This is a genomic window from Mycolicibacterium pallens, assembly GCF_019456675.1.
GTDB lineage: Bacteria > Actinomycetota > Actinomycetes > Mycobacteriales > Mycobacteriaceae > Mycobacterium > Mycobacterium crocinum.
The window spans coordinates 1,481,257-1,499,445 of sequence record NZ_CP080333.1; the positions used below are offsets into that span (position 1 = coordinate 1,481,257).

Consider the following 18,189-nt stretch of genomic DNA (forward strand, 5'->3'; position numbering starts at 1 on the left):
AGCCTCCAACATTTCCAGGGCGATTCACACCGCAGCAGGCCTACCTAACCACCATTAACCACAAAACCCTGCCAAATTCTTGACTCAAGACACCTGTGGGCTGACAAGTTTGGTCTGATGCGGTGTCGAGCGTCCTGTTGGTTCTCAGCGCAACCGCAGCCCGCGGGGAGTGCGCGAGAATCCGGCGTCGACCAGCGCGTCGGCAGTGGCCTTGCGGTCGGCGTGTGCGCTCGCCTCCAAAACGGCTACGCCGTCGACCTTTTCGACCAGTACACCGCCGATGCGCCCACTGCTGACCAGTTCGGCGAGCGTCCCCGCCGCCGCGCGCTGTGCTTCTTCATCGGTGCTGAAGTTCAACAGCGAGCGTCCACCGCGCTCGAGGAACCACACCAGCTCACCGTCCACCAGGACCACCAGCGCGCCCGCCTTGCGCCCCGGCCGATGGCTTGCGTCGGCGTCGGGGCGGGCCGGCCACGGCAACGCCGCACCGTAGGGATTGGCCGGGTCGGCGGCGGCCAGCACGACCGCGCGGTAGTCCGGCCGCTCGGGATCCACTCCGTCGAGATAGGTCCGCAGCCGGTCGACCGTCGACGCCACCGCGAACTGCGCGCCACCGAGCGACTCGACGAAATAGCCGCGCTGACACCGTCCGGCGTCTTCGAACCCGGTGAGCACTTTGTACAGCGTCGCAAACCCGCCGGGTACACCTTCGGTCGCAGCCGCACCCTTGGTCAACACGCCATGCCGGTTCAGCAGCAACTCAGCGGTAAAGTGCGCGCGCACAGTCGAATCCGGCTCTCGAGCCGGCACCGCCGACCACCGCCCGGCGACCGTCGAATCCACCGAGCGGTTCTGCGGGTGCGCCACCGAGTAGCGACTCAGCCGAGGTGCGCGCCGCTGCCGATGCGCGGGCGCGGCCGGACGTCGGGTTCCGGGCCTGCGCCCACCCGCCAGCATGGCCCGCACCGGCGCGAACGTGTCGCCGGTGACCCAGCCGGCCCAGATCAGGTCCCACAGTGCGGCTTTGAACGTCTCCTCGGAACCGCTGACCAGTTGTCGGAAGAAGAACGCGCCGCGTGCCTCACCAGGCTCGCCGAGGACTTCGAGGATGGCGCGGTGGGTGTCGGTGAAGTCGATCTCGGCAGGCGTCGTGAGTGTCAGCGGCGCGGTGTCCGCGTGATGGAACGCGATCCAGCCGTCGCTGCCGGAGATCGATCCCACTCCCGACCAGGTGACCTCGCCGGAGGCCAACAGCTCGTCGAGCATCGCCGGTTGGTAGTCCCGCACCCGTGGACTGAACACCAGCGGCTCGACCGCCGATGCGGGAATCGGCACCCCGGCCAGCTGGTCGATCACGCCCGCCAGCCCGTCGATACCGGAGGTGGCCGAACTGCCGACCTGCTGCCACGCCGGCAGGAAGCGCGCATACGCCGCCGTGCTCACCGGTTCGACCTGCGCCCGCAGCGCCGCGAGCGAGCGGCGGCGCAGAATGCGCAGCACCTCGGCGTCGCACCACTGGTCGGCGTCCGGGCCGGCCACGAACTCGCCGCGAACCAGCTTGCCGTCCACCGACATTCGGCCCAGGACGTCGGCGGCAACCCGCAAGCCCAACCCGAACCGGGCGGCGGCCTCGGCCGTCGTGAACGGGCCACGGGTTCGCGCGAAGCGACCCATCAGTTCGCCGAGCGGATCGGCGACCGCCTCGGTGAAACTCGTCGGCACCCCGACCGGCACGGCGACGCCGACCGCATCCCGCAGGCGGCCGATGTCCTCGATGCCTGCCCACCAGGACTGTCCGGCATACGACAGCGGCAGCACCCGGCGAGCGGCATGCAGGCCGTCGAGCCAACCGCCGACATCGTCGACAGTGCAGCGTTCGGCGATCTCAGCCTCGGTCAGCGGACCGAGCAGGCGCAGCAGATCCGCCACGCCCTCGGCATCGCGGGCCTTGCGGTCCTCGGAAAGGTGTTGCAGCTGGCGGGATGTCGCGGCGATGACGTCGGGGTCGAGCAGTTCGCGAAGTTCGACGCGGCCGAGCAGCTCGGCCAACAGCGTGCTGTCCAGGGAGAGTGCGGCCGCGCGACGCTCGGCCAGTGGGCTGTCGCCCTCGTACATGAACGCACCGACATAGCCGAACATCAGCGAGGCCGCGAATGGCGACGGCATCGGGGTCTCGACCTCCACCAACCGCACCCGGCGTTGGGCGATCCGATTCATCAGGTCGGTCAGCGTCGGGACGTCGTAGACGTCCTGCAGGCACTCCCGCACCGCCTCCAGAACGATCGGGAAGTCGGGGTATTTGCGTGCCACGTCGAGTAATTGCGCTGCCCGCTGCCGCTGGTGCCATAGTGGCGAACGCTTACCGGGGTGGCGTTTGGGCAACAGCAGCGCCCGCGCCGCGCACTCCCGGAACCGCGAGGCGAACAGCGCCGAGCCGCCGACCTCGGTGGTGACCAGCGGCTCGATTTCGTCGGGGGCGAAGACGAACAGGTCGGCGCCCGGCGGCGCATCCTCGGTGTCGGGCAACCGCACTACGATGCCGTCGTCGGACGCCGTCGGCTTCTCGTCGATGCCGTAGCGCTCCAGCAGCCGACGGCTCACCGCCAGCGCCAGCGGACCGTGCACCTTCAGTCCGTATGGGGAGTGCAGCACCACCCGCCAGTCGCCGAGCTCATCGCGGAAGCGCTCCACCAGAAGGGTGGTGTCGCTCGGCACCGTGGCCGTGGCGTTGCGCTGATCGTCGAGCAGCTGCCACAGGTTGTCGGTGGCGTAGTCGGCGAAACCCAGTTGATTGCACCGTGTTTCGAAGTCATCGCGGCCAAGCCCGGCCAGCTCACCGGTGAACTTACCGATCGCCTGGCCGAGCTCGGCAGGCCGCCCGGCGTCGTCGCCGCGCCAGAACGGCAGCCGGGCCGGTTGTCCGGGTGCCGGGATGACCAGCACCCGATCGTGCGTGATCTCGGTGATCCGCCAGCTGGTGGCGCCCAACGAGATCACGTCACCAGGCCGTGACTCGTAGACCATTTCTTCGTCGAGTTCGCCGACCCGCGAAGGCTTTTCGGAGTCGGTGGCCAAGTACACGGTGAACATGCCGCGATCGGGGATCGCGCCGCCGGACGTGACGGCCAGCCGCTGGGCGCCAGGGCGCGCGGTCAGCGTGCCGTTGTCGCGGTCATAGACCAGGCGCGGCCGCAATTCGGCGAAATCGGTCGACGGGTACTTGCCCGACAGCAGATCCAGCGTGGCTTCAAAGGCACTGCGCGGCAACGTCGCAAACGGCGCACTGCGGCGGACGACGTCGAACCACTCGTCGGCGCTCACCGGCTCGAGCGCGCACGCGGCCACGGTGTGCTGGGCCAGCACGTCGAGCGGGTTGGCCGGCACCCGCATCGTTTCGATCTGCCCGGCGAGCATGCGCTGCACGCTGACCGCACAGCCGATCAGGTCGGTGCGGTGCTTGGGGAACAGCACACCGCGCGAGATTTCGCCGACCTGGTGGCCGGCCCGGCCGACGCGCTGCAATCCGCTGGCCACCGACGGTGGGGCTTCGACCTGGATCACCAAATCGACGGCGCCCATGTCGATGCCGAGTTCCAGGCTTGATGTCGCCACCACGGATTTGAGCCGGCCGCTCTTGAGGTCGTCCTCGACGGCGGCGCGCTGTTCCTTCGACACCGAGCCGTGGTGTGCGCGCGCCAGCAACGGTTCGGCGCCGTAGGTCTGGCCGCTGCCCATGATGTGTGCCGGCGGTCCGCCGGGCACCTGGCGGTTGGCCGGCGCATCGAGTTCGATCCCGGACCGCTCGGCGTGAATCTCGTTGATCCGCGCGGTGAGCCGCTCGGCCAAGCGCCGCGAGTTGGCGAACACGATCGTCGATTTGTGCGCCTCGATGAGGTCGACGATGCGGGCCTCGACGTCAGGCCAGATCGTGTTGTTCTCCAGATTGGCCATATCGGGCACCGGCACATGCACGGTCAGCTCGAAGGTCTTGGCCGCCGGCGGCGCGACGATGGTCGTCGGTCTGGCACCGGACAGGAACCGGGCGACTTCCTCGGGTGGGCGGACCGTCGCCGACAGTCCGATGCGCTGCGCCGGAGTCTCCAGCAGCGCGTCGAGGCGTTCCAGCGAAACCGCCAGGTGTGCGCCGCGCTTGGTGCCCGACACCGCGTGCACCTCGTCGACGATCACGGTCTCGATGCCGGTGAGCGTTTCCCGGGCCGCCGAGGTCAACATCAGGAACAGCGACTCGGGGGTGGTGATCAGGATGTCGGGCGGCTTGTTGATGAGCTCACGGCGCCGGGCCGGCGGGGTGTCGCCTGAGCGCACGCCCACGCTGATCTGCGGCGCCGGCACGCCGTCGCGTTCGGCGATGCGGGTGATGCCGGTCAGCGGGGTGCGCAGGTTGCGTTCGACGTCGACGGCCAGGGCCTTGAGCGGGGAGACGTACAGGACCCGAGTCCCGCGCTTCTCCGGCTCCTGGGCCAGCTGGTCGATGGCCCACAGAAATGCCGCCAGCGTCTTACCCGAGCCGGTTGGGGCGATGACCAGAGTGTTGTCGCCGTCGGCAATGGCCGACCAGGCGCGCGCTTGGGCCGCCGTCGGCTCGGCGAAGGTGCCCGTGAACCATCGCCGGGTCAGCGGACTGAACCGGGCCATCGGATCGGCGGGACTCACGACTCCAGGGTGCCAGGGGGTACCGACAAGAGCGACGCCTCAGGAATCGATTTATTCACGCGACAGTAGAAACTAAGGGCGATTCGACTACCCGTAGGCCTTGAGGCTGCTACGGGGGCCACGCTAAGCGCACGTCAAAGGCCTAATGGCGGTAATCGTCAATCGCCGCGAAATCCACCCAAAGATGTCGCGGCCCGCGGAACACCTGGTTGTGCCGATAGGGCGGAGGGTCGACGACGAGTCGAGGAGACCGCACCCGCTTGAGGAAGATCTCGAGGGCAACGTTGATCTCCAGGCGCGCCAGCGGTCCGCCGAAACAGGTGTGGATGCCGCTGCCAAAGCCGAGGTGCTCGTTGTCCTTTCGCGTCGGATCAAACCGATCGGGGTGAGCGAAGCGGCGCGGGTCACGGTTGGCTGCTGCCCAGACCAGGAACACCGCCGACCCGGCCGGGATGCGGGTTCCACCGATTTCGATGTCCGCGGTGGCCCAGCGGCTCGGAAAGAACTGCACGGCGCCTTGCAGGCGTTGCACCTCCTCGACGGTGCCCGGGATCAGTTCGGGATTGTTGCGCACCAGCTCCCAGGAACCTTGGTTGCGCAGCAATGTCATCACGCAGTTGCTGATGGTGTTGACCGTGGAGTCGTGGCCCGCGACCAGGAGCAGCTGTGCGTTGGATTCGGCCTCGGCTTTGGACACCGGGCCGTCCGGTCCGTCGTCGTGCAACGCCGCCGACAGCAATCCCGGCGCGGGTTCACGACTGAGCCGCTCGACCAGATCGTGGACGTAAGAGTTCAACTCGACCATGCTCGAGGCGGCTTTCGCCGTCGCGGCCCGGCCTTCGTCGGTGTCGCGCTCGGGCCCCACATCGGCGCCCTGCATGAAGTCGGTGACCCAACCGTGGAACGTGGGCTCGTCGGCCATCGGCACGCCCAGCACCCGGAAGATCACCGACACCGGGATCGGGTACGAGAAGTCGTCGACGACGTCCATGCGGGTGCCACCGCGTGCGGCGACCTTGTCGAGCAGTTCGTTGGCCAGGTCGGCGATCATCGCCTCCATGCCCGGAATCAGGTCGGGGGTGTGCGGCGGGCCGAAATGGCGCATGAACTGCCGACGCATCCTGTCGTGGTCGGGCGGGTCGGAGACCAACATGCTCGAGTCGCGGGTCTGTGCGGCTTCCTCGGGCTGGAGCTGCGCCTGCTTCTCCCCGAACAGGCCCGACGGACTACGGCCGATATCCGAGCTGATCCGCGGATCATGCGCCAGCGCAACAGCTTCGGCGTATCCCGTCACCACGTAGGTTTTCTCCGACACCTTGGCCACCGGCGTGGCGCGCAGTTCGTCGAAGTACGGGTAGGGGTTCGCGCGGTTCTCGAACTTCATCGCCTCGGCCCAGGCGGTGGCGGCATCCATGACGGTCTCTTAGGCGCGCGGACGGAACTGGGCGCTGCGGTCGGTGGGGTCATGGCCGGTGAGTACCACATCCGGATTGCCTGCGGGCTCACGGGGATCCGGGAAGCGAGCGGGCATCGGTTCGGCGTCCGCAGGCCGGTCGTAGCCCGGCGGCGGCGGTGGGAACGGCGCGGACTTCTCGATCAGCGAGGCGTAGTAGGGCAGCCACTTGCCATGGTTGAACGTGACCGCACCGACGATGCGACCGCGCTTGCCGTATGCGGCGGCAAAGCGACGGTCCGCCGGCGAACCCTGTGTGAAGACGATCTCGTCGCCGAACGAGCACACCCCGACGCTCTTGATGTTGACCCCGAACTGTCCCGACCAGAAGGACGGCAACGGCAGGTGCGGCCGACGGCCGACCTCCAGGTGAATCATGTTGTTGGCCGCCACCTCGGCGCCGAAAACCGCATTGTCCCAATGCTCTTGGGATAGGAACTCGTAGCCGTAGAGCACGTGCGGTGCGCGTGCGACGTCACCGGCGACGAAGATGTGATCGGTCACCACACCGTTGATGTCGAAGGCCCGACAGCCGGCGTCGCACGCCACGCCCCACTGACCGGCCGCCAGACCCGCGCCGTCGAGCCACTCCACGTTGCGGATCGAACCGAGCGAGGCCACCACCACGTCGACGTCGAGGGCGGTGCCATCAGACAGATGGGCGAGGCGGACCTTCCCGGTGTCGTCTCCTTCGAGGCCTTCCACCGCGACGCCGGTGCGCAGATCGACGCCCGCGTCGCGCATCATGCCGGCGGCGATATCGCTGATCACCCCGCCCAGCGCGCCCCGCAGTGGACCCTTGCCCCGTTCCGCGACCGTGACGGGCAGGTCGAGATCCCGGCAGACAGAGGCGATCTCGGATCCGACGAAGCCCGAGCCGACAACCAGAACCCGTTTGGGGCGACTCTTCAAGGCGGCGGCCAGGCCTGCGGCGTCTTCGACCGTGCGCACCGTGAAGACACCCTGGAGCGCGCCCTCGGCGGGGTTGGGCCATGGGCGGGCCCGGGTCCCGGTCGCGATCAGCAACCGGTCGTATCCGACGTCCTCGCCGTTGGCGAGCTTGAGCACGTGGTTGGGCCGGTCCAGACCGACGGCCGCGACCCCCAACTTCCAGTCGGCGTCGACCCGCCGCAGCCGTGGCAGCTTGGTGTGATCGGCGGGCACCCAGCCCTTGAGTACCTGTTTCGACAGCGGCGGGCGGTCATAGGGCTCGTGCGGTTCGTCACCGATGATGGTCAGCGAGCCGTTGAACCCTCTCTCCCGCAACGCCTCCGCCGCACGCAGGCCCGCCAGTGAGGCGCCCACGATGGCGATGCGACCCTCGGCCCGGAACTTCGCGACCACCTCATCCAGGTTGTAGGTACCGATCATGGCGTCTCGCGATCCGCGGGTGGATCGACCTCGAGGATGATCGCCTGAACCGGGCACGACGCCGCCGCCCGCAGCACCTGCTGGCGTTGCGAATCGTCCGGGTTGGGGTTGTACGCCAAGGCCTCTTCACCGACCAGCTGGAGAACCTCCGGCGCCAGTGGCACACACTGTGCATAGCCCTGGCACTTGTTGAGATCGACCACCAGCCGCATGAGCGCAGACACTAGACCTGCGCATGCCTTGGCTGGTTAATATTCGGTCAACTGACTAGGAGGACTGCTCCGTGAGTGAAGTGCGGCCCTTTCGGATCGCGGTATCCGACGACGCCCTGGCCGATCTGCGAGACCGGCTCACGCGCACACGATGGCCCGAGCAGGAGTGCGTCGACGACTGGAGCCAGGGCATCCCGCTGGCCTACACCCGGGAGCTGGCGGCGCACTGGGCCGACGAATACGACTGGCGCGCACGTGAGGCGGCGCTGAACCGCTTCGACCAATACGTCACCGAGATCGACGGGCTGGACATCCATTTCATCCATCAGCGGTCCTCGAATCCCGACGCGCTGCCGCTGATCATCACGCACGGCTGGCCCGGCTCGGTGGTCGAATTCACCAAAGTGATCGAACCGCTGACCGACGACTTCCACGTCGTGTGCCCGTCGCTGCCCGGCTACGGGTTCTCGGCCAAACCGACGACGACGGGCTGGGGGATCGAGAAGATCGCGCAGGCGTGGGACACGCTGATGGCCAGGCTGGGCTATGAGCGCTACGGCGCGCAGGGCGGTGACTGGGGTGCGGCGGTGACCACGCAGATCGGCCGCAACGGTGGCCGGTGCATCGCCATCCACACGAACATGCCGGTGGCCTTTCCCAGCGGCCCGCTGGACAACCCCACGCCGGAGGAGAAGGACGCGCTTGCCGCGGGGGAGTTCTACGCGAAATGGGATTCCGGCTACTCCAAGCAACAGTCCACCCGCCCGCAGACGCTCGGCTACGGGTTGGCCGACTCCCCGGTCGGGCAACTGGCCTGGATCGTCGAGAAATTCTGGGCCTGGACCGACTGCGACGGGCACCCCGAGAATGCGCTGACCCGCGACGAGCTTCTCGACAACGTGATGTTGTACTGGGTCAACAACGCGGCGGCGTCCTCAGCCCGTCTCTACTGGGAGAGCTTCCGGTTCTTCGGCGCGCAGGGCAGGGTCGAGGTGCCCACCGGAATCGCGCGGTTCCCGAAGGAGATCATGCGTCCGCCGCGCAGCTGGTGCGAGATCAGCTACAACGTCACTCGCTGGACGGACATGCCGCGCGGCGGTCACTTCGGTGCGTTCGAGCAGCCTGAGTTGTTCGTCGACGACGTCCGGGCGTTCTTCGCAGGAGTGACCTAGCGGCGGCCGGCCGCCTCGGCCAGCACCGCCGGGATGCCCGGCACCCGCACGATCGCGTCGAGCAGGGCGTGGGCGCCCGAATCGGCGAGGTGATCGGCGTCGATCGACGGGTCGAGAACGCGCTGGCGGCACAATTCGAAGGTGAAGGCCAGCCAGGCGTAGACGATGGCCCGCAGGTCACGCTCGACCTTGGAGTCCAGATCGCCCTGCACCACGTCGGTGATCGCGGCCATGATCCGCTGCATCTGGCGTTCGTTGTCGGTGTCGTCGATGCCGCGCAGGACGGGGTCGGTGCGCCCCATGCCGATGTAGGCCGCCCACGCGCCGTGCGGATGCCGCTCGTCGTAGCGGATATAGGCCACCACTCCGGAGCGCAGCCGGTCGAAGAGGGTCTGACCTGCCGACGCCGGGGTGTTGGTGGCCTCGAACAGCCGCTCGGTCTCGGCGCGCACCACGGCGGCGAAGAACGCCCGCTTGTCCGGGAAGTAGTGATACATCAGTGCCCGCGAGACGCCCGCGCGTTCCGCGATTTCGTCGATGCGGACCTCGTCGTACGGACGCTGCCCGAACACCTCGGCGCCCAGCGCGAGGAGCTCGCTGCGCCGGTCTTCGGGCGACAGGCGTCGGCGGGCGGGGGAGTCCGGCATGCGGACATACTAGTTGGCACATGTACAACAGGTTCTGGCGAATGAAGGAGTTCGATGATCAGCGACGACATGCGTCAGCGTCGGCTCGACGTGATCAAGGAACACATGGACACCGAGGTGACCAAGGAGTTCGACCGGACCCTGGCGACCTTCAACGGCCACCCGCGCTACGAGATCGTCCCGACCAAACAGGTCTTCGACGGTGACGACGAAGTCATGACGTATTACCTCACCACGCGCACCGCGTTCCCCGACCAGCGCCATGAGAACGCCCGCTTCCACGTCACCGATGACGCGGTGATCGTCGAGTTCGACCTGCTGGGCACCAATCTCGGCGAGTTCTACGGGCTGCCGCCGACGGGCAAGGCGTTCCGGGTGCCCGTCATCGCGGTGTTTTCCTTCGAGGGTGATCGAATCACCAACGAGCGCATCTACTTTGACGCCGCCACCCTGGTCAACCAGATCGGCCGTAGCGAGCTGCTCAGCCTGCTCGGCGGTTAACCGAAGTGCACGCCCTGGGCCAGAGGTAGCTCCGAGGAGTAGTTGACGGTGTTGGTGGCCCGCCGCATGTAGGCCTTCCATGAATCCGACCCCGACTCGCGACCACCACCGGTCTGCTTCTCGCCACCGAACGCCCCGCCGATCTCGGCGCCAGAGGTGCCGATGTTCACGTTGGCGATACCGCAGTCCGACCCGTCGGCGGCCAGGAAGCGTTCGGCCTCCCGAACGTCGGTGGTGAAGATCGCCGACGAGAGTCCCTGCGGGACAGCATTGTTCAGCTCGATCGCCTCGTCGAGCGTGTCGTAGGTCAGCACGTAGAGGATGGGGGCGAACGTCTCGTGGTGGACGACCTCGGTCTGGGCGGGCATCCGCACCACCGCCGGCGTGACGTAGAAGGCCTCCGTCGCATCCTCACCGCCGACGTGCCCGCGCTCGCCGCCGATCACCTCGCCGCCGTCGGCGCGGGCCTGTTCCAGGGCGCCGACCATATCGCGATACGCGGTCTCGTGGATCAGCGGACCGACGAGCGTTCCCTCGGCTGCCGGATCACCGATCGGGAGGCTGCGGTAGGCGGCGGTGATCCGCTCGACGAGGGTGTCGGCCACCGAGGTGTGCGCGATCAACCGGCGCAACGTGGTGCAGCGCTGACCCGCGGTGCCCGCCGCCGAGAAGACGATGCCCCGCACCGCCAAATCCAGATCAGCAGAAGGGGTTACGACGGCGGCGTTGTTGCCGCCGAGTTCCAGCAGTACCCGCCCGAAGCGCTCGGCCACCCGCGGACCGACCTGTCGGCCCATCCGCACCGAGCCGGTCGCCGACACCAACGCCACCCGGGCATCGTCAACGAGTGCCTCGCCCACCTCGCGGCCGCCCACCACCAGCCGGCTCACCGTGGCCGGTGCACCGACGTCGGCGGCGGCCCGCTCGATGAGCGCCTGACAGGCGATCGCCGTCAGCGGGGTGAGTTCCGAGGGCTTCCACACCACGGTGTCCCCGCACACCAGCGCGACCGCGGTATTCCACGCCCACACCGCGACCGGGAAGTTGAACGCGGTGACGACGCCGACCACACCCAGGGGATGCCAGGTCTCCATCAGCCGGTGTCCCGGGCGCTCGGAGGCGATGGTGCGTCCGTAGAGCTGGCGGGAGAGCCCGACGGCGAAATCGCAGATGTCGATCATCTCCTGGACCTCCCCGAGGGCCTCGGAGGTGATCTTGCCGGCCTCGATTGTGACCAGGGTGGCCAGGTCGGCCTTGTGTTCGCGCAGCAACTCGCCGAGCCGGGCCACCAGCTGGCCACGGACCGGGGCGGGGGTGGTTCGCCAGGACGAAAATGCCTGCGCCGCTTCGGCAATCGCGGCCTGCGTCTGTTCCGGTGTGGCTTCTGAGACGGTGAACAGGATGTCGCCGGTCACTGGTGTGCTGGCGGGCAATCCCTGCCCGCCGGGCTCGGCGAGATCGGTGGGCGCACCGATGGCGGCGAAGGCCGCACGCACGGCCGCGCGCAGGTCCGCGGCGGTGGGCAACGAAGTGGTGGTGGTCGTGGTGCTCATGCGGGGGCCTCCTGGGCGGTCGCGTCGTAGAGGTCGTAGGGGTCGTGGATGGGCCTGTCGATGGCGCCGGCCATCCAGTTGACGTCGTAACCGGATTCGTCTGCCACGGCGGCGGCTTCGGTGTCGGTATCGAGATTGGAGCGGAAGATTCCGGCGGCCGACGCCGGGAGGAAGTCCTCGTAGACCACGGGGGCCGTCGGGTCGCCGCGGTGGTAGTACGCCAGGCCCTGCGAGGCCATCTCGTCGTCGGAATCGGGAAAGTGGTCGGCCCACACCGCTGCCGGGTCCGCGTGCGCCATCGCGGCGTCATAGCGTTCGCGGCCCTTGCGGGTCAGCGCGACGCCGCGGGCTTCGACCTCGCCGAAGCGCACGCGCAGCGTGCCGTCGGTGAGGGTGCCGTCCGGTTCGCGGAAGCGGCGCGGCTCGGCGAGTGCGCGAAATGAGGTCTGGCGCAACAGCACAGCGGGTCCGTGCCAGTGTGGCGGTCCCTGGATGGCGTCGATCATCGCGATGCCGCGCTCGCTCATCCGCCGGTACAGCTCGTCGATGTCGAGCACCCGCGGCGTCAGGTGGTTGATGTGCGTGGTGGGCACCCCGGCGATGTCGGCGGCGACAGCCGAGACGGCGGTCAGTTCGGCATACCACGACCGGTCGACCGGCTCCCGAGACAGCGCGAACGCGGCCACCGCCCGGGCCACGAACTCATCCGCGGCATCGGCAGCGCAGCCGCCCGCGGCCGCGATGTGGCGGGCGTCGACGATCAGCTGCGGATCGAACAGTGTGCGCCTGTCCAGGAATTCGTCGACTCGCCGGCGCAGGTCGGTGCTGAAGAACCTGCCGTCGCGGGTCGCCAGCATGGAGGTGAACACCCGAAACGGGTTGTGCGCCAGCTCGACAGCATCGACCGGGCGAAACGCCGTGGACACCACCGGAACGGGGGAGGCGGCCTCGCGCAGATCGTAGAAGCCCACCGGATACATCCCGAAGGCTGCGAAAAGGTCTGCCACATCTGCCAGTTCGGCGGGAGTCCCGACCCGGATGGCACCGTGGCGCTCCGCGGTGACCCGCTCGATCGATCCGAGCCGCTCGGCCTGCGGATGCCGAGCGACGTGGTCGCGGTTCACGGCCTCGCTGACCTCCACGAGGGTGGTGTAGGCGGGAACCTCGGCACCGTACATCGCCGACAGATTGGCGGCGAAGCGCCTTCGCAGCTGCCAGATTTCGACATCGCTCACGAAACACCACCGCTGAGATAGTGTGCGCCCATGGCGGAGAGCGCGGACGCGACGCACGGTCTCGACGAGGTCGATCGCACGCTGGTGCGCGAACTCGTCGCCGATGGGCGGGCCACGCTGGCCGAACTGGCCACCGCAACCGGACTGTCGGTGTCGGCGGTGCAGTCGCGGGTGCGCCGGCTGGAGGCCCGTGAGGTGGTGACCGGGTACAGCGCCCGGGTGAACCCCGAGGCGTTCGGACACATGCTGTCGGCGTTCGTGGCGATCACCCCTCTCGATCCGTCCCAACCTGATGATGCTCCCGCGCGGCTGGAACACATCGCCGAAATCGAGGCGTGCTATTCGGTGGCCGGCGACGAAAGCTACGTGCTGTTCGTGCGCGTCGAGTCGCCGCGGGCGCTGGAGGGACTGCTGCAACAGATCCGCACCACCGCAAACGTGCGTACGCGAAGCACCATCATTCTAAACACATTTTACAGCGATCGAGTGCATCTGCCGTAGATTTTCCGGTCAGAACGCGCAGTTCCGTAAATATTGCGGTATGATCGGCGCATGACGGAACTCTTGTCGCGCGACGACGTCGCTATCGTCGAACCCGGGAATGTCCGCTCGGTTCTGGCGCGCAGCATCCTGGCCGACGGTCTGGACCTCGTCCTCGACCTGGACCGGTCATCAGGCTCGCGGCTCGTCGATGCCCGCGACGGCACGCAGTACCTCGACATGTTCACGTTCTTCGCGTCCTCGGCGCTGGGCATGAACCACCCGGGACTGGTCGACGATGCGGCGTTCCGCGCCGAACTGGCCCAGGCCGCGGTCAACAAGCCGTCGAACTCCGACGTCTACACCGTCCCGATGGCGCGCTTCGTCGACACCTTCCGCCGGGTGCTGGGCGATCCCGCACTGCCGCACCTGTTCTTCGTCGACGGTGGCGCCCTGGCCGTGGAGAACGCGCTGAAAGTGGCCTTCGACTGGAAGAGCCGGCACAACGAGGCCCGGGGAATCGATCCTGCGCTCGGCACGCGGGTGCTGCATCTGCGCGGGGCGTTCCACGGGCGCAGTGGCTACACGCTGTCACTGACGAACACCGATCCGATCAAGGTGGCGCGGTTCCCGAAGTTTGACTGGCCGCGGATCGACGCGCCCTACCTTCGGCCGGGAGCCGATATGGATGCGCTGGAAGCCGAGTCCCTGCGCCAGGCCCGCGCGGCGTTCGACGCGCACCCGCACGACATCGCCTGCTTCATCGCAGAACCCATCCAGGGCGAGGGCGGCGACCGCCATTTCCGGCCGCAGTTCTTCGCCGCGATGCGCCAACTGTGCGACGAATACGACGCGCTGATGATCGCCGACGAAGTGCAGACCGGGTGTGGCATCACCGGCACCGCGTGGGCCTACCAACAGCTCGGCTTCACCCCGGACGTCGTCGCCTTCGGCAAGAAGACTCAGGTGTGCGGGATCATGGCCGGCCGGCGCGTCGACGAGGTCGCCGACAACGTCTTCGCCGTCAGCTCGCGGATCAACTCGACGTGGGGCGGCAATCTCGTCGACATGGTCCGTTCGCGGCGCATCCTCGAGGTCATCGAGGAAGACGACTTGTTTGCGCGTGCCACCGAGATGGGCGCCTACCTGCGTGCCGGGCTTGCCGATCTGGCGGCTGAGCTGCCTGGTGTCATCGGACACGTGCGGGGCCGGGGGCTGATGTGCGCGTTCAGCCTGCCGAGTGGCCAAGCCCGCGACGCGGTGCTCGGTGCGCTGTGGGAGCGGGGAGTGATCATGCTCGGCAGCGGTGTCGACAGTGTGCGGTTCCGGCCCGCGCTGACGGTGTCGCGCGCGGAGATCGATCGCGCGCTGGCCGCCGTGAGAGAGGTATTGCTCGCGGCGGTCTAGCATTCTCAAGAATGCGGCTGCCTGCGACTCTCGGCGCGGCGGCGGTGGTGCTCGCCGGGTGCGCGCACACCGTCGCGGGCAGCGCGGTGTCCAACCCCACCCAGGGAATCAGCCCGTTGCGCGCCGACGACACCGAACAGGTGTTAATCGGCCCCGGACAGCTGCACGACATCGTCGGGGTCAAACTGCAGACCGACGCCGACCAGACCCGGCCGATTCCCGGCTCCTCGGCGGTTCCGGCGTGTTCGGCGCTCGACGCCGCCGGGATGGCCGCGTTCCTCGGCGACAAATCGCTGGGCATGCACATCATGCTCTTCACCGACGGCGACAAACACGACCACGTGGTGGCCGAGGCCGTCGCGATCTATCCGGACGCGGCCGCGGCGGCGGCGCAATTCGCCACCGGCACCAAGAACGCCAAGGCCTGTGACGGTCAGCGCGCGCTGAGCACCGGCGGAGACGCCGCATGGAAATTCACCGTGCCCGAGATCAATGCCGACAGGGTGCGATGGAGCAAGCAACAGATCGGCATCCCGTTCGACTGGACGTGTTACGCCGAAGCGCGACTGCGCAACAACGCGATCGTGCAGGCGATGGCCTGCCAGGGCGACGACGGCGGCCAGGTCACCGTGACGACGATGACCGACCGAATGTCGGCGAGCGTCTGGGAACTGTCCGGCCACTGAGTTCAAAGGGTTTGTCGCCCAGGGTTTACCCGCGCTTTCACCGGGCAACCAGCGAACATGGAGCAAGAGTGACGGTGATCCATCGGTAACACCGGGCGCGACCCCATCGACCATTCCCGCACCACCCGACAGCGGGCCGGCGAAACGATGAAGAACACCAGGACGATGCCGGGTCTGGTGCTCGGCGCGGTGGCGATTGTGGCGTTCGTCATAGGTTTGTTCATGTTCGCCGCGAGTCACATCGCCGCCGGCGTGGTGGCCGAAGTGGTGGCCGGGATCGCTGCCGTCGTCGCTGTCGCGTGGATGCTCGGCCAGCACCGTCGGATCGGGCGCGCCGCGGCGGCCTATGCCGCCGAACATCCCGAGGCCAGGGTGGAACCACCAACGGCGTAGGGCCACAACGACAAAGGCCCAGCCGATTGGCTGGGCCCTCGTCGAATCACTGGTACTACTGGTTGGCCTTCTGGCGTTCCTCGGCCGCCTTGGCGCCCGCGCGAGCGGCTTCCGCCTCGGCTTCCTTCTGCGCGGCATCGCGCTGCGCATCAGCCTTGTCCTGCTGAGCCTTGCCCTCGTTGACCAGATCGTTGCGTCCGGTCACGGTGCCGACGGCTTCCTTGGCCTTACCCTTGACGTCCTCGACGACGCCCTTGATGGCCTCTTCCGGTCCGCTGTTGTGGTCGTCCGACATGGAATTCCCTTCGGTGTCAATAACTACGGATCAGTGAGATCAACTTTTCCTTGCTCAGGCCCGAATAGCCTGAGATCCCAAGTTGCTTGGCCCTCTTCTTGAGCTCAGCAACGGTCCAGCCTTCGTAGGCGCAGGACCGGCTTGGCCGAAAAAATCGGATGTCGTCGACATCCGATCTCGCCGCAGAGGCACTCGACATCTCCTACCCCCTTTGCTGAGGTTGCTGTTTCCCCGGTGAAACCTGTACCCAGAGCCCCCGCTGGGTCAAACATTCGCCTGACTAGCGGAACTCGTCCGGGTCGGGATCCTCGACGACCTGCCGTTGTTCCTGCCAATCCAATTCGTTGCTCTCCAGCGGCGCCGAGCCGTCGTCGATCGGCACCCGCTCGGCAGGATCCACACTTTCCAGATCGGCAGACTCCGCCACCGAGCGGTTTTGCTCGACGGCGTCCGGAACGGGCACATCGTCGGGGATGGAATCGCGCTCGATCATTCGCATCAATTTACCCCTCCGAACGACTGCTGTTTCGGCTAGCCGAGTGCGGGTATCGGCTCTGCCATGACTTCGTTGTGGCTCGAGGGCGCTCACGTGCGCGAATCCCAAATTGACGGCAGCGCAACAAAAGACGCTCCCCACGCGGAGGTCATCGTCGTCGGCGCCGGTATCACCGGACTGGTCTCGGCCGTTCTGCTTGCTCGCGCGGGCAAGCGGGTGCTAGTCGTGGAGGCTCGCACGCCCGGTGCCGTGACCACCGGTAACACGACCGCGAAAGTCAGTCTGCTGCAAGGGAGCCGACTGTCGACAATCTCCAAGCGCCACTCGCTCGACCTGGTTCGCCAGTACGTTGAAGGTAATCGGGAGGGTCAAGCCTGGCTGGAGCAGTACTGCAAGGACCGCGAGATCGATCTGCAGTACGAAGATGCCTACAGCTATGCACAATTCGATCGCGGCCTGCCGACTGCCCGTGCCGAGTTCGAAGCGGCCCAGGCCGCCGGCCTCGGCGTCAACTGGGTCGACCAGGTGGACGTGCCGTTCGAGTTCCGCGGTGGCGTGCGACTTGCCGAACAGATCCAGTTCGACCCGATGCCTTTCCTGGCGGCGCTGATCGCCGAATTGCAGGAGCGCGGAGGGCGACTGATGACCGGGCAGCGGGTCCATGCTGCATCGACGGCGGGCGGCCGGGTCAGCCTCAAGCTGCGCGATGAGGAGGGCCGCGAGCAGGTCGCTGCGGCCGATCACTGCATCCTGGCAACCGGGACGCCCATCCTGGACCGTGGCGGGTTCTTCGCCCGGCTGCACCCGAGCCGGTCCTATTGCGTGGCCTTCGAGGTGCCCGGGCCGCTGCCGCGGCCGATGATGCTCTCGGTCGATCAGCCCACCCGCTCGGTGCGCTACGCCCCGACCAGTGCCGGCGAGCGGTTGATTGTCGGAGGTGGCGGTCACACCGTCGGGCGCAAGGACAGCGCGCGCACCTCCTACGACGAACTGGTCGGCTGGACGAAGCGGCATTTTCCCGGTGCGCAACCCACCCACTATTGGTCGGCCCAGGATTACGTCCCCGTCGACGAGCTGCCCTATGTCGGGCCGCTGCTTCCCGGCTCCGACCACTTCCTCGTGGCCACCGGCTTCGCGAAGTGGGGAATGACCAACGGCGTGGCCGCCGCACTGTTGCTGGCGAAGCACCTCCTCGGCGGTGAACAGGCCCGCTGGGCGTCGGCGTTTGCCAGCTGGAGCCCGCACGAACTCACCGGCCTGACGACCGCGCTGAAGATCAACATGGAGGTCGGCTGGCACTTGGCCGCAGGGTGGGTAACACCGGTCGCCCACCGCAACGGCCAGCTGCGCGAGGGTGCCGGTTCGGTTAGTGGACCGCCCTGGCACATGGTGGCCCGCAGCATGGTCGACGGGGTCGAACGATGCGTTTCACCGGTGTGCACCCACCTCGGTGGTGTGTTGTCCTGGAATGACGCCGAGAAGTCGTGGGACTGCCCGTTGCACGGTTCGCGATTCGGACCGCACGGCACCGTATTGGAGGGGCCGGCCACCCGTGACCTGTCGCGCTGATTGCGTGCGCACACGCGTTTGATGGGGTCGCACCCGGGTACTTCC

16 protein-coding genes are annotated in these 18,189 nt (G+C 67.6%); 7 read left to right on the forward strand and 9 right to left on the reverse strand.

Annotated features, from left to right (window positions below):
• Positions 1 to 144 precede the first annotated feature (144 nt).
• From K0O64_RS07185 to K0O64_RS07200, 4 genes are all read right to left on the reverse strand, one after another.
• Positions 145 to 4,656 (reverse strand): ATP-dependent helicase, encoded by a 4,512-nt coding sequence (locus tag K0O64_RS07185; protein WP_220046492.1) that lies wholly within the window; start codon positions 4,654 to 4,656, stop codon positions 145 to 147.
• 160 nt (positions 4,657 to 4,816) lie between these two features.
• Positions 4,817 to 6,088, reverse strand: coding sequence for a cytochrome P450 (locus K0O64_RS07190; RefSeq protein ID WP_096310548.1), 1,272 nt, complete (start codon positions 6,086 to 6,088; stop codon positions 4,817 to 4,819).
• A 9-nt stretch (positions 6,089 to 6,097) separates the two neighbouring features.
• Positions 6,098 to 7,498, reverse strand: coding sequence for an NAD(P)/FAD-dependent oxidoreductase (locus K0O64_RS07195; RefSeq protein ID WP_096310550.1), 1,401 nt, complete (start codon positions 7,496 to 7,498; stop codon positions 6,098 to 6,100).
• Positions 7,495 to 7,710: a ferredoxin gene (locus tag K0O64_RS07200; protein WP_071950036.1), complete on the reverse strand. Its 216-nt coding sequence runs from the start codon at positions 7,708 to 7,710 to the stop codon at positions 7,495 to 7,497. Before K0O64_RS07200 ends, K0O64_RS07195 begins: the two co-directional genes overlap by 4 nt.
• A gap of 80 nt (positions 7,711 to 7,790) precedes the next feature.
• Between K0O64_RS07200 and K0O64_RS07205 the strand changes: the two genes are divergently transcribed.
• Positions 7,791 to 8,882, forward strand: a complete 1,092-nt coding sequence (locus K0O64_RS07205; protein WP_096310552.1) for an epoxide hydrolase family protein — start codon at positions 7,791 to 7,793, stop codon at positions 8,880 to 8,882.
• Here the strand turns inward: K0O64_RS07205 and K0O64_RS07210 are convergent.
• The gene (locus K0O64_RS07210) at positions 8,879 to 9,529 is read right to left on the reverse strand and encodes a TetR/AcrR family transcriptional regulator (protein ID WP_071947126.1); all 651 of its coding nucleotides are present in this window, start codon (positions 9,527 to 9,529) and stop codon (positions 8,879 to 8,881) included. The two genes, K0O64_RS07205 and K0O64_RS07210, sit on opposite strands and share 4 nt — an antisense overlap.
• Before the next feature lie 54 nt (positions 9,530 to 9,583).
• On the opposite strand from K0O64_RS07210, the gene K0O64_RS07215 reads away from it, so the two are divergent.
• Positions 9,584 to 10,030, forward strand: coding sequence for an ester cyclase (locus K0O64_RS07215; RefSeq protein WP_096310554.1), 447 nt, complete (start codon positions 9,584 to 9,586; stop codon positions 10,028 to 10,030).
• Here K0O64_RS07215 and amaB read toward each other — a convergent pair.
• A complete protein-coding gene (amaB, locus tag K0O64_RS07220; RefSeq protein WP_096310556.1) occupies positions 10,027 to 11,583 on the reverse strand; it encodes an L-piperidine-6-carboxylate dehydrogenase in 1,557 nt (518 codons plus the stop codon). The two genes, K0O64_RS07215 and amaB, sit on opposite strands and share 4 nt — an antisense overlap.
• Positions 11,580 to 12,818, reverse strand: coding sequence for a 2-oxoadipate dioxygenase/decarboxylase (gene hglS, locus K0O64_RS07225; protein ID WP_096310558.1), 1,239 nt, complete (start codon positions 12,816 to 12,818; stop codon positions 11,580 to 11,582). Before hglS ends, amaB begins: the two co-directional genes overlap by 4 nt.
• A gap of 30 nt (positions 12,819 to 12,848) precedes the next feature.
• Here hglS and K0O64_RS07230 point away from each other — a divergent pair, with 30 nt between their 5' ends.
• The 4 genes from K0O64_RS07230 to K0O64_RS07245 all read left to right on the forward strand — a co-directional run bounded on the left by K0O64_RS07230 (position 12,849) and on the right by K0O64_RS07245 (position 15,784).
• Complete coding sequence (locus tag K0O64_RS07230; RefSeq protein ID WP_071947122.1) at positions 12,849 to 13,319, forward strand: Lrp/AsnC family transcriptional regulator; 471 nt, start codon at positions 12,849 to 12,851, stop codon at positions 13,317 to 13,319.
• A 51-nt stretch (positions 13,320 to 13,370) separates the two neighbouring features.
• Entirely contained in the window at positions 13,371 to 14,705 is a 1,335-nt protein-coding gene (lat, locus tag K0O64_RS07235) for an L-lysine 6-transaminase (protein WP_071947121.1), read from the forward strand.
• A gap of 11 nt (positions 14,706 to 14,716) precedes the next feature.
• Positions 14,717 to 15,391, forward strand: a complete 675-nt coding sequence (locus K0O64_RS07240) for a sensor domain-containing protein (protein ID WP_071947120.1) — start codon at positions 14,717 to 14,719, stop codon at positions 15,389 to 15,391.
• A gap of 147 nt (positions 15,392 to 15,538) precedes the next feature.
• On the forward strand, positions 15,539 to 15,784 hold the full coding sequence (locus K0O64_RS07245; protein WP_125477403.1) for a LapA family protein: 246 nt from the start codon (positions 15,539 to 15,541) through the stop codon (positions 15,782 to 15,784).
• A 55-nt stretch (positions 15,785 to 15,839) separates the two neighbouring features.
• On the opposite strand, the gene mbp1 is transcribed toward K0O64_RS07245, so the two are convergent.
• The gene (mbp1, locus tag K0O64_RS07250; RefSeq protein WP_071947118.1) at positions 15,840 to 16,079 is read right to left on the reverse strand and encodes a microaggregate-binding protein 1; all 240 of its coding nucleotides are present in this window, start codon (positions 16,077 to 16,079) and stop codon (positions 15,840 to 15,842) included.
• A gap of 280 nt (positions 16,080 to 16,359) precedes the next feature.
• Positions 16,360 to 16,572: a hypothetical protein gene (locus K0O64_RS07255; protein ID WP_071947117.1), complete on the reverse strand. Its 213-nt coding sequence runs from the start codon at positions 16,570 to 16,572 to the stop codon at positions 16,360 to 16,362.
• A gap of 66 nt (positions 16,573 to 16,638) precedes the next feature.
• Between K0O64_RS07255 and K0O64_RS07260 the strand changes: the two genes are divergently transcribed.
• Positions 16,639 to 18,144 (forward strand): FAD-dependent oxidoreductase, encoded by a 1,506-nt coding sequence (locus K0O64_RS07260; RefSeq protein ID WP_071947116.1) that lies wholly within the window; start codon positions 16,639 to 16,641, stop codon positions 18,142 to 18,144.
• Positions 18,145 to 18,189 lie beyond the last annotated feature (45 nt).